Here is an 11,467-nt window from a genome sequence, read left to right as displayed (position 1 = left end):
TGTACCCGATTGCCAAGCGTCACTTTCCTAAAACGCGAAGCTTTGTGTATAAGAGCGCCTGGTTCTTTCAGTATGGCAAGGACCTGGAAGGCGCGCCCAAGCCGCTGCAAAACGAAATTCCGGCGTTGAAAGGTCAAGGCATCAACCTGATCGCCACCAACTATGGAAGCGATTACTACCTGCTTTTGGCTGGCGAAGCACCGGCGCTAGACCTTGCCAAATGGCTGTTTGCAGCCACGACCATTTTCTCGCCGAAGAAATGAAATTTTTCCGGGGCTTTGGTATTGACAAAAGTTTCTGAAACCAATAATTATGGAGTCCTCCTAGCGGGGGTGTAGTTAAGTTGGTTATAACGCCGGCCTGTCACGCCGGAGGCCGCGGGTTCAAGTCCCGTCGCTCCCGCCATCTTTGTAAGTTAATCGCTATAAGCGAGAATTATAGAAGCCTCTATCAGGAAACCTGGTAGAGGCTTTTTGATGTGTCATCCTAGAGCATTGAAATTCCTCATTTTTTTCCAAAAAAATGTTGGACAATCCTCTTCGGTTTCAGTATCTTCACAACTCGTCGGATGGGGGTGTAGTTAAGTTGGTTATAACGCCGGCCTGTCACGCCGGAGGCCGCGGGTTCAAGTCCCGTCGCTCCCGCCACTTCCGACTCCTTCTTTCTCTTCCTGCTCAGCCCGTCTTTCTTTATTCCCTAATTTTTTCTTAATGAACTGCGTGGCTCATAATGTCTAAATGACATATGCAGAAGAGTCCGCCATTTTGATAAGATATGAGGAAAGAGGCTTGTTCAAGGAGATTCCCGCATGATGGCAACGGATAGTTCCGAACTGGCCAGACTCATGTCAGCATCCATCGCTCCCGTCTTTCTGATCACCGGCATTGGCGGAATCCTGTCCACCATGACTTTGCGTTACGGTCGGGTGATCGATCGCATTCGCGCCCTTCTGCGCGACGGGCCGAAACTGTATCGCAAGGAAATCGGCACCGATCATTTGAACCGCGAGCTGCGTTCCCTTTACAAGAGGGCCAGGATGCTGCGTCTGGCCATCATCCTCGGTGTGGTGTCGATCTTCAGCATTTCCATAACGGTTTTCGTTCTGTTTTTCTCGCTGAGCTATGGCGTGGAAGCGCTGTATATCCCACAGTTCTTCTTCATCTTTGCGCTTATCCTTCTGATGATCGGGCTCGCGCTGTTCATCCAGGATTTTGCCATGTCGCTGGCCTGTATCGAACACGATATGGATGTGCGATCGTCCATCGACATGAATGAGACAAAGCAGGAAGCTCTGTTCAAGCCCATCGACTGATCATTTGCCGTATTCATTCAAACCGAGTTTGGCCTTGGCTTCGGCCATGGTCAGCTTCTGTTTGCCGGTCCCGCCGTCTTCACCGTCGCCGCCGCTGCCGACGAATTTATCCTTGCCCTCCTTGAAGAGGATATTGAAGGTGGTGAGTGAACCGTAGGATTTGGTGATGTAGGCCTGCAGATTGATCTTGTCTTCGGCCGAAAGCTGGGGATGACCGTTGATCTTTTGTTCGAGCACCCGCAGACTTTCCCGAATGCCGATGATTTTCTTGAAGAGGACGTCGATGGGAATGTCCTTCGGCTGGGAATCATTCCCAGGCTTCAGGGTGAGCGTTCCACCGTGCCAGCGCGGGGCGATTTCGATCGGCTTGGGCGCGCATTCCTCTTCAATTAAAGCCTTGAGCCACTGCTTCAAATCTTCATTCATCGACGCGATCCTCCCGTCCTGTTGCCATCCATGGTAGCATGATTCAGGCTGTTTTCCTGACCTTAAGCGTCATGCCCGGAAAAAAGCTCGCGGCCAGGTCCACGACAACTGTCAGGGTCGCATGGTGGTCCACGGGTTCCCCGATCTCCAGATAAACCTGGCCCCCGGCTTCGGACACAAATTCCCGGATGGCATGCATTCCCACACCACGTCCGGACAACTCGCTGATTTGGCTGGCGGAGCTGAATCCGGCGGCAAAGAGAAAGTCCTGAATTCTGGGTCGGGTTAACGCCTCGCCCGGCTGCATCATCCCGCTGACAATCGCGCGCTCCTCGATGGCCTTGAGGTTCAGGCCCCGCCCATCGTCCCGTACCTGGACCAGAACCCGGTCGTGACGCGGTACCAGATGAATGGTGATGCAGCCAGCGGGCGATTTCCCCTGGCTCAGGCGCACGTCCGGGGTTTCAAGGGAGTGGGCCAGGGAGTTCTGAATCATGTGCACGAGACACTGATCGAGGAGTTCCACCGCATCCTTGCTGAGATAGCGGATGGTTCCTCGAAAGACGATTTCGGGTTCGGCGATGGCCGATTCCTTGGTCAGGCTTTTCGCCCAGCGTTGAATCTTTTGCCGGTAGCTCTCCACATCCACATGAATCAGGTGATAGATATCCTGCATCACGTCGCCCAGGGTATCCTCGTCCTCACGGCGAGCCAGCCTGAGGGAACTGAGTCGGGCTTCCCAGCGATTCATCGTTTTGTGATCGACAATCAGATCGTCATCCGCCAGCATGCGACCGATCTTTTCCTTGTAGAGGTTGTGATACTCCTGGATGACCTGACGAAGGTCGATCAGCTGTTGGATCAGGCGTTCCGTGTCGAGGGCTCCCTGCGTCTGCAGAGAGTCTTCCACGATGTGGCAGGCTTCGGAAACATCACGCAAACCCGCCGAGCGCGACTCGCCCTTCAGGGTGTGAATCGCCACAAATATTTTTCTGAGTCCATCCGCATCGGAAAATTCCGCAGAGGAGCGCCGGCATTGGGCTTCAATCAAAGGCAGGGCCCGTTTGAAAAAGTTGCGCAGGGTTTTTTGATCTGCATTCAAAAGCTGCTGCAGTCGAATCAGAACCGCCGACTGCTCTTCCTTGTTTTGCTTCAGGCGATTGAGTTCCGTCACGTCGCGCAGGGAGATCAGCACGCGCTCGACCTGCTGCCGATCGTTCACGATGGGTGTCCAATCCACCGCCAGCTCCTTGATTTCAGTCCCATCGTGGAGATTCACTTCAACCGGCAGATGGCTGGCATTGAACTCAAAGTTAATGATGTCCTCGTCCATGCCGCTGCTGAGGGCTGAAACGATTTGCTGTTTCTGATCGCCACCCAGGTCCAGGTGTTCAATGAAGATATCCGTAAGCCTTCGGCCTTCCAATTGGGATTGACCCAGCAGGGTCGCTGTGTAGTCGGAATACTCGGGTTGAATCACAAGGTCGTTGCCCTTGACGGTCACGATCCCCTGCTTCATGGTTTCCAGGATGGAGCGAATGCTCTGGGTTTTTTCCGCCACGATCTGCTCGATGGATTGCAGGGTGTCGGCCAGTTTTTTGTTGGCGGTTCCGAGATTGCGGCGCAGAACGTTGGTTTGATCCGCCAGGGCAAAGGAGAGGAGCAGCATTTCTATGACCGAACCAATCTGGAGGGAGTTTTCCGCCACGCCGGCAGCGGGGATCCAGCCGAGTTTGCTGAAGATGACACTGAACGCACTCAAAAGGAAGACTGTCCAGGCACTGGCATAAAAATAGCCTTCCCTCATCCTTTGCAAAAGGCTGTTCACCAAAATGGCAATGGTGTTGGCCACACTGAATCCCGTGAGAGCAATCAGGATCCGGATGGATAGGGAATAGGGGAGGAACAGGGCGATGACGCCAAATACAGTGAGGATCCGCATCATCCACAGGCCGGATCGATAGGCGCGAGGCGAGGATGTCTCGCTCTTCATGTATTTCATGGCGAAGACAAGTCCGAATATGGAGATGCCAACCAGAGACTTGTCAATGATGTGATGATTGATGACGGGTAGCGTCGGCCAGAGATAGCAGAAACCCACACCCGCTATCCCGGCCTGAAACAGGGCAAAGGACAGCGCAAAGAGCACGTAATAAAGGTAGGTGATATTGCGAACCGAGATATAGATGAAGAGATTGTAGAGCACCATGATCAGCATCGCTCCGAAATACAACATCTGAGCGTTTTCCGCCTGGGCGCTTTTCCGATAGAACGGGATTTCATCCCAAACCTGCAGAGGCAACTGAACCGCGCTGCTGGTGTTGATTCTCATCACAACCTGGGTCACCGATCCACATTCATAAGGAAAGGCAAAGGTGATCGCGTCGATGGCCCTTTCCTTGAAGGGGAAAAGGTCCCCGGCCCGATAGTGCTGGTGCGTGCCGTCGGCTCCCAGGAACCAAAGGTCAATGTGATCCAGGAGAGGATAGGCGATTTCAAAGACCTTGTTTTTTGTCGTGCAGGGCGGCAGGTCGGCCCGAAACCAGAACGTTTCCTGACGGAAACCAAAATTGACTCCAGTCGTGGAAACCGGAAGCCACCCGGGTGAGGCCAGCACGTCGTCGATGGTCAAGCGGCTTTCGAGGTCGATAAGATGCTGGATCCCGTGAGTGATGGAAACAAAGGGGCGAGGCTCCGGTGCGGGAGCAGCCGTCACCAGAGTCGTGACGAGAAGGAGCCATATTAATCCTATGATTCTCAAGAGAACCCCTATTCCGTTGCTTCCTCGTCGGAGGTATTTCCCCTTACTTAATGTTGTTTTTCGTACTTCCCGAAAAAAGGGGAAAAAGAGAGGTATTCTGCGGGCAGCTTTGCTTTAAGCCCGGAACAAGATGAAGTATTGCGTGCATACGGCCACTCTTACCAGTTGGAAAGAATCACGAATTCTTGTGTAAGCGCCAGGAATAGAGAAATGAAACCGCAACAATACTGAGGTCCACGGCGTCCGCATGCCCAGCCAGGCATTGCGCTGCGTACGCAAAGGACTGAATCCCAGAAATGTCATGAATGCGCTCAACCCGATCATCTCAAAACCAAAGTCCTGAGGGTGCGACGTCATCAGGGATGCCAGGACCACCTTCCCGATGTTGATAAGGGACATGCCCAAAAGCGGGGCCACTATCAGAAACCAGGTCAGGTGTTTGCGCATAGGGTGCCTCCTGATGGAGAGACGGAAAATCCCGAAGGTTGTTGCCGAGGAGCCACGAAGCCATAAAAAAACCCGACCGAGGTCGGGTTTCTTTGGCGAAATCAGTCAGCCCGCACAGCTTACATGTAGGCGCCTTCGTCATGATCATGACCGGCATGCGCGCCGTTGCCCTTGGATTTTTTCTCGGGCTTGTCGGTGATCATCGCTTCGGTCGTCAAGAGGAGGCTGGCTACCGAGGCCGCATTGGTCAAGGCGGTTTTGGTGACCTTGGCTGGATCGATCACACCGGCCTTGAAGAGGTCTTCATAGGTTTCGGTGTGAGCATTGAAGCCGAAGCCATCCTTGCCCGCGCGGATTTTATCCACGATGGGAGCCGGTTCCAGGCCGCAGTTCAAAAGGATCTGACGGAGGGGCTCTTCGATGGCACGGGAGACGATTTTCACGCCGTGCATCTGCTCAAGGGTATGGGTCTTGAGGTTCTCAAGCACCGCCTGGGCTCGCAGCAAGGCCACGCCACCGCCGGTGACGACACCTTCCGCCACAGCCGCACGCGTCGAATGCAGAGCATCTTCCACGCGGGCTTTCTTTTCTTTCATTTCCGCTTCGCTCGCCGCGCCGACGGAAATCACAGCCACACCGCCGACCAACTTGGCCAGGCGTTCCTGCAGTTTTTCCTTGTCGTAATCGCTGGTGCTTTCTTCGATCTGCTTTCTGATCTGCTTCACGCGACCGTCGATCAGCTCTTTCTTGCCGTTACCGTTCACGATCGTGGTGTTGTCTTTGTCGATCGTGATGCGCTTGGCAAAGCCGAGGTCTTCCAGGCCGGTGTTTTCCAGCTTGAGGCCCAGGTCTTCGGCCACCAGGGTACCGCCGGTCAGAACCGCGATATCTTCCAGCATCGCCTTACGACGATCGCCGAAAGCAGGGGCTTTCACGGCTGCGATTTTCAAAACTCCGCGCAGCTTGTTCACCACGAGGGTGGCCAGGGCTTCGCCTTCGATGTCTTCGGCGATGATGAGCAGGGGCTTCTGTAGACGTGCGACTTTTTCCAGGACAGGAAGGAGTTCCTTCATGTTGGAAATTTTCTTTTCACTCAGGAGGATATAAGCCTCTTCCAATTCAACCGTCATGCGCTCGGCATTGGTGACGAAATAAGGGGAGAGATAACCGCGGTCGAACTGCATCCCTTCCACAACCGTCAGGACGGTGTCCGTGCCCTTGGCTTCATCCACCGTGATCACACCGTCACGACCCACTTTTTCCATGGCATCGGCGAGGATGGTGCCGATTTCCTGGTCGTTGTTGGCGGAAATACTGCCGACATGAGTGACAGCTTCACGGCTGTCGCAGGGCTTCGCCTGGCTTTCGATATGTTTCACCAGAGCGGCCACAGCCTGGTCGATCCCGCGCTTCAGTTCCATGGGGTTGTGACCAGCGGCCACCAGTTTGGAACCTTCACGGAAAATGGCTTGCGCGAGGACAGTTGCGGTGGTGGTGCCGTCACCAGCTGCGTCAGCAGTACGGGAGGCAACTTCCTTGACCAGCTGCACGCCCATGTTTTCGAACTTGCCTTCCAGTTCGATTTCCTTGGCGACCGTCACACCGTCCTTGGTAATCAGTGGGCTGCCAAAAGAGCGGTGAATCAGAACATTGCGACCTTTGGGACCCAAAGTGACTTTGACAGCATTGGCGAGGGTGTCCACGCCTTTCAGCATGGCTTCACGGGAAGCAGTACCAAAGTTGATCATTTTAGCGCTCATCAGCACTCCTTGAGAAACTTATGTGATGGTTTGTTTGTGAATGAAAATCAGTCAACGATGGCCAGAATATCTTCTTCGCGCATGATCAGATGGTCGACGCCGTTGATTTTGATTTCGTTGCCGGCATACTTGGAATAAAGGACGCGGTCACCGACTTTGAGTTCCGGTTTCACCACGCTGCCGTCTTTGAGAACGCGACCGTTGCCCACGCCGATGACTTCACCTTCCACTGGCTTTTCTTGCGCATTATCAGGAATGATGATGCCACCGGCCGTTTTGGTTTCGGAATTGAGGGGCTTGATAACGACTCGGTCCTGCAAAGGTCTTACTTTCATCGAACTTTTCCTCCAAGAGATTAACGGAGCCCGAATATTTCATAATTCATTGCATAAATTAAGATCGGCTCCGGGGCTGTCAATGCCCCCCCCTTCAAAAAATTTGCCCCTGGTTGCATAAATTACGCATTTCGGGATACTGAAGGAATTGGGACATAACTGCGGACTTCCAAAAGTGGGTCCATACTATACGGAACCTATCGTCGTGACGAGAGGATAAGACAATCCATGCTCGAACAGCATGCAGGCCTGCGGCCGCACACAAAAAGTTTTCCGAATCTCCTTGTGGTCGGCTGGCGGGAGTGGGTATGTATGCCAGCTCTTGGAATTGACCGCATCAAAGCGAAGATTGATACGGGGGCCAGGACCTCGTCCCTGCATGCCTTCGATATTGAGGTGATCAAGCATCGGGGCCGAGAAATCGTGCGATTTAAGGTCCATCCCTTGCAACGGCAAAGTCGCAAGATTATCGTTTGTCAGGCGGACCTTTACGATGAACGAATCGTGCGCAGCTCGTCCGGGCATTCCTCGCTACGACCGGTTATCATGACCCAACTCCAGGTTGGCCCTTGTTTCTGGGATATTGAATTGACTCTAACCAATCGGGACAAAATGGGATTTCGTATGTTGATCGGCAGGCAGGCCATTCGTAAACATCTTCTGGTGCATCCCGGAAAGTCATTTATCCTGGGCACCCGCAAGCGCAAGGAAGGGTGAGGGCTCATGAAGATTGTCATTTTGTCGCGTAAACGGGATCTTTATTCCACGCGGCGCCTGGTGGAAGCGGCCGAGGAGCGAGGCCATCAGGTTCGTGTGATCGACTATCTGCGGTGTTATATGAATATCACCGCCACCGATCCCAAAATTATCTATGGGCATCAGGCCTTGACCGGCATCGATGCGGTGATACCCCGCATCGGCGCGAGCTATACCTTCTACGGGAGCGCGGTCGTTCGTCAGTTTGAATTAATGCAAACTTACGTCGTGAATGATTCGGCCGCCATTGCCCGGTCCCGGGACAAGCTGCACTGTCTGCAGAAGCTGGCCAAGGCCGGCGTGGACCTGCCGGTGACGGGCTGTGCTCATAGCACCAAGGATGTTGAGGGGTTGATCGAATTCGCCGGCGGCGCGCCCCTGGTGGTCAAGCTTCTGGAAGGCACCCAGGGCATCGGCGTGGTGCTGGCGGAAACGAAAAAAGCCGCGGAATCGGTGATCGAGGCCTTTCGCGGGCTGGATGCCAATATCATCGTGCAGGAGTTCATCCGGGAGGCAGCGGGCAGCGATATTCGCTGCTTTGTTGTGGGCGATCAGGTGGTGGCGTCCATGATGCGCCAGGCGGCGGAAGGCGAGTTCCGTTCCAATATCCATCGCGGGGGCAGCGGGCATAAGGTCGAGATCACAGAGCAGGAACGGGCCATGGCGGTGCGAGCCGCGAAGCTTTTGGGGCTCGAAGTCGCTGGGGTCGATATCCTGCGCTCAAAAAATGGGCCGGTGGTGATGGAAGTGAATTCCTCACCGGGTCTCGAAGGGATCGAGAAGACGACTGAGGTGAACGTTGCCGGCGCCATTATCGAACATATTGAGCATCGGGTGACCAGCACGGAACCCTAGGAACCGGTTTGCCGAGCTTTCGCAACAAGAGCGCAGCGGATGCTGCGCTCTTTCCTCAACGCTCCTCGTGCCTCGACCCATTGAATCTGAGGCTTCGCTGCCTGCTTCACTCGGCGTACTCATTGGTGCTCACCAACTCCGTGCGCCTCGCTCGCGGCGCCTTGCCTCAGATCCAATTGATCTGAGGCACCAGGACTGACAGAAAGCAGCGGCATTCCTGATGGGATCAGGAATTGGCTGCTTTTTTCGATTCCTCTTCACCCTTGACGCCGACCAGCTTTTTCAGGAAGCCACCCTTGCCCTCTGTGATTTCCACTTTCCTGGGGCGCTCAATTTCGGCTTTCGGGATCATGAGGTATAGCACGCCGTTGTCATAGCTGGCCTCAATCGCGTCGCCTTTAACGCTTTCAGGCAGCGTAAACACACGACGGAATTCGCCATGGTTACGTTCCACGCGATGGAACTTCGCTTCCTTCGTGGTGGTTTCGCGTTCGCGTTTGCCACTCACGGTGAGTTGATTGCCCACGACTTCAATATTCACATCTTCTTTTTTGAAGCCAGGCAGGTCAAAGCTCAGAAGAAAGCCCTTCCCGTCTTCCTGCACGTCGCAAGCGGGCGATAGCATCATATCCTTTGCACCGCTGCGATATTCGCTCACGGACTTGTCAAAATCGTTAAAGAAGCTGTCCAGTTCCTTGGTGATGCCATCCCAATTTCTCAGAAGAGAGAAAGGGCTGCGATCTGTGCGCCAAAGCTCAAGGCTGCTCATAACATCCTCCTCGACAATATCACTTGATTCACTTGGTTTTCCCGGAGCTTCATCGCTCCTTCTGTCAGGAATTTAAGAACGCAAATTTTAGGGTCAAGGCGTGAGGCAAAATTTTTTTTCGTTTGCTTTCATTTTCCCGGGCATTTCCTGCCTATACCTTTCATGTAAGAATTGAACTGGGGTGCGAGAAATTTTCGCCAGTTTCCAGCTTTCTCCTAAGATTGACGTTCCAGCGCCATCCTGCTATACAGGTTGCTCCGGGCGATCGGCCACTCGAGGTGGGTTTCATGAACAAGCTGCTGCACAGCCTAGGCCGCGCTCTCATCAATCTTGGGAAAAAGATGGGCTTAAAAACTCCACTGGTTCTGACACAGTATGCTGAAGCCGCCCTGCCGACCGTGTTCGGTGAATTTTTGACCACCGTCTATCGGGATCAGAATCAGGAAGAGCCAGCCTTATTAATAAGTTACAACCTCACCCCGGATTCAGTCCCGTTTATCCGCGTCCACTCGGAGTGCTTTACCGGCGAGGTGCTGGGGTCCTTGAAATGCGACTGTCGGGATCAGCTCAATCTCGCTTTGGCTGAGATTCAAAAGCGCGGCTCCGGCGCGATTATTTATTTGCGTCAGGAAGGCCGAGGGATTGGACTGGGAAATAAGATCCGGGCCTATCACCTGCAAAACCAGGGTGCCGACACGATCGAAGCCAATCATCAGCTGGGCTTTGACACCGACCTGCGGAGCTTTGAAGCGGCGGCGCTGATTTTGAAGCAGCGGGGGATCAAGGAAGTTATTCTCAACACCAACAACCCGGATAAGATCCAGGCGCTCACCGATCTTGGCATCGTCATCCGCGAACGTGTGCCTTCGCTCGCGGCGGTGAATAAATTCAATGAAGATTATTTGAAGACCAAGATGAAGAAGCTTGGGCATCAACTGAACGGGCTCTTTCACTGACGGGCAGCAGCGCTTGCCTCGCATCCGGGAGCGATCAATCAAGCGTCGCATCCCCGATTGTCATCAATCATTATCATTATTATTGTTATTATTCCGCGCCGGCCGCGGCCGCCGCTCGGAAAACTTCTTCCGCTGCTCGGGCGTTAAAACTTCCCGAATGCGAAGAAGCTTTTCAAACTTCATGGTCTGCAGTTCCAGATATTTCTTCTGCATCAATTCAAAGCGTCGGCGTACTTCCTCAGCCGGCGAATTATCCGCCATCGCCTGAGCCAGATTCTGCTTCAGGAAGCTAAAATCCTCGCGCAGACGCTTCTCCTCGGCGGGCTTCCATTGACGCCGGATATTCACGATCTGCTGCGCCTGCTCCGCGCTCAAATTCAATTCCCCCAGCTTTCCCGTAATCACCGGTCGCTTGGGTGCGGGCGCAGGCCTTGTGAGCGGAGCGCCTGGAGTCGTACTATCATACGGCTGTACCACAGCCTCCGGTGCCGGGGTCGGTGCAGGCAAGGTTGAACCCGGTGTCGCGGGGGTGGTGGGCGCCGCCGCTGGGAATGGGGCTGGCGGTGGAGGAGCCTCGGCAGGCAGGCCAGGATCCGATCCCAGGTCACCGCCATCGGACTCGCTTTGAGCAAGAGCCGTCAGACTATGAAGCATCAGAATACTGCTCAGAAGACATTTGATAGAGAGATGCGTTCGGCTCACAAGCCAGTCCTTTCCAGCGATTTATTCGATAATCACCAAGTCGCCGCGTTCTAGCCAAAAATTATCCACATAGGTGTCGCCACTGCGGATGCTGTCCAAGGCGGATTCATAGCGTTTCTTTACACCTTCCGGTGTTTCCCTGATTAAAATCACCCGAGTCGCGCTCGGATTCGTCCAGCCACCGGCCAGCGACAGGCCTTGAAGCAGCGTGGTCCGACCGCCGAGGAGTATGGTCCCCGGTCTGTGCACGAGACCCGTGAAATAGACGATGTAACTGCTCGGTTCCGCCACAGCCACCGACACCCTTGGGCCGGACATGTGAGGCCTGAGCTTGATCATGATCGAATCGCGCAGGGATAATTCCGACAGTCCCTTGGCCCTGACCATG

The 11,467-nt window shown here is 54.2% G+C and carries 13 protein-coding genes and 2 tRNA genes; 7 read left to right on the top strand and 8 right to left on the bottom strand.

From position 1 onward, the window contains the following. From OLTU_RS24710 to OLTU_RS24695, 4 genes are all read left to right on the top strand, one after another. The coding region (locus OLTU_RS24710) for a hypothetical protein (RefSeq protein ID WP_218110243.1) at positions 1 to 263 on the top strand (263 nt) is incomplete at its 5' end. A 65-nt stretch (positions 264 to 328) separates the two neighbouring features. Beyond that, a tRNA-Asp gene (locus OLTU_RS24705) sits at positions 329 to 405 on the top strand. A gap of 165 nt (positions 406 to 570) precedes the next feature. Further along, a tRNA-Asp gene (locus OLTU_RS24700) sits at positions 571 to 647 on the top strand. Positions 648 to 808: 161 nt separating this feature from the next. Continuing rightward, positions 809 to 1,312, top strand: coding sequence for a DUF2721 domain-containing protein (locus OLTU_RS24695; protein WP_141735410.1), 504 nt, complete (start codon positions 809 to 811; stop codon positions 1,310 to 1,312). Here the strand turns inward: OLTU_RS24695 and OLTU_RS24690 are convergent, their stop codons facing one another. The 5 genes from OLTU_RS24690 to groES all read right to left on the bottom strand — a co-directional run bounded on the left by OLTU_RS24690 (position 1,313) and on the right by groES (position 7,041). Then, positions 1,313 to 1,738 (bottom strand): DUF8685 domain-containing protein, encoded by a 426-nt coding sequence (locus OLTU_RS24690; RefSeq protein ID WP_141735409.1) that lies wholly within the window; start codon positions 1,736 to 1,738, stop codon positions 1,313 to 1,315. It abuts the gene before it with no gap. Positions 1,739 to 1,781: 43 nt separating this feature from the next. Further along, a complete protein-coding gene (locus tag OLTU_RS24685) occupies positions 1,782 to 4,499 on the bottom strand; it encodes a 7TM diverse intracellular signaling domain-containing protein (RefSeq protein ID WP_141735408.1) in 2,718 nt (905 codons plus the stop codon). 114 nt (positions 4,500 to 4,613) lie between these two features. Further along, a complete protein-coding gene (locus OLTU_RS24680; RefSeq protein ID WP_141735407.1) occupies positions 4,614 to 4,946 on the bottom strand; it encodes a hypothetical protein in 333 nt (110 codons plus the stop codon). Positions 4,947 to 5,065: 119 nt separating this feature from the next. Next, entirely contained in the window at positions 5,066 to 6,706 is a 1,641-nt protein-coding gene (groL, locus tag OLTU_RS24675; RefSeq protein WP_141735406.1) for a chaperonin GroEL, read from the bottom strand. Positions 6,707 to 6,753: 47 nt separating this feature from the next. Further along, positions 6,754 to 7,041: a co-chaperone GroES gene (groES, locus tag OLTU_RS24670; RefSeq protein WP_141735404.1), complete on the bottom strand. Its 288-nt coding sequence runs from the start codon at positions 7,039 to 7,041 to the stop codon at positions 6,754 to 6,756. A gap of 228 nt (positions 7,042 to 7,269) precedes the next feature. On the opposite strand from groES, the gene OLTU_RS24665 reads away from it, so the two are divergent. Next, positions 7,270 to 7,758, top strand: coding sequence for an ATP-dependent zinc protease family protein (locus OLTU_RS24665; protein WP_141735403.1), 489 nt, complete (start codon positions 7,270 to 7,272; stop codon positions 7,756 to 7,758). A gap of 6 nt (positions 7,759 to 7,764) precedes the next feature. Further along, the gene (gene rimK, locus OLTU_RS24660) at positions 7,765 to 8,652 is read left to right on the top strand and encodes a 30S ribosomal protein S6--L-glutamate ligase (RefSeq protein ID WP_141735402.1); all 888 of its coding nucleotides are present in this window, start codon (positions 7,765 to 7,767) and stop codon (positions 8,650 to 8,652) included. Between the two features lie 226 nt (positions 8,653 to 8,878). Here rimK and OLTU_RS24655 read toward each other — a convergent pair whose 3' ends face one another. Next, on the bottom strand, positions 8,879 to 9,421 hold the full coding sequence (locus OLTU_RS24655; RefSeq protein ID WP_141735401.1) for an Hsp20/alpha crystallin family protein: 543 nt from the start codon (positions 9,419 to 9,421) through the stop codon (positions 8,879 to 8,881). Between the two features lie 287 nt (positions 9,422 to 9,708). On the opposite strand from OLTU_RS24655, the gene ribA reads away from it, so the two are divergent. Beyond that, positions 9,709 to 10,377: a GTP cyclohydrolase II gene (gene ribA / locus OLTU_RS24650; protein WP_141735400.1), complete on the top strand. Its 669-nt coding sequence runs from the start codon at positions 9,709 to 9,711 to the stop codon at positions 10,375 to 10,377. A gap of 63 nt (positions 10,378 to 10,440) precedes the next feature. Here the strand turns inward: ribA and OLTU_RS24645 are convergent, their stop codons facing one another. After that, entirely contained in the window at positions 10,441 to 11,079 is a 639-nt protein-coding gene (locus OLTU_RS24645; protein WP_141735399.1) for a Spy/CpxP family protein refolding chaperone, read from the bottom strand. A 21-nt stretch (positions 11,080 to 11,100) separates the two neighbouring features. Further along, positions 11,101 to 11,397, bottom strand: a complete 297-nt coding sequence (locus OLTU_RS32480) for an SLBB domain-containing protein (RefSeq protein ID WP_439956680.1) — start codon at positions 11,395 to 11,397, stop codon at positions 11,101 to 11,103. Positions 11,398 to 11,467: the final 70 nt, after the last annotated feature.

This window comes from Oligoflexus tunisiensis, from assembly GCF_001748245.1.
Lineage (GTDB): Bacteria > Bdellovibrionota_B > Oligoflexia > Oligoflexales > Oligoflexaceae > Oligoflexus > Oligoflexus tunisiensis.
Note: the sequence above shows the minus strand (reverse complement) of the source record. Positions and strands in the feature narration are given on the sequence as shown.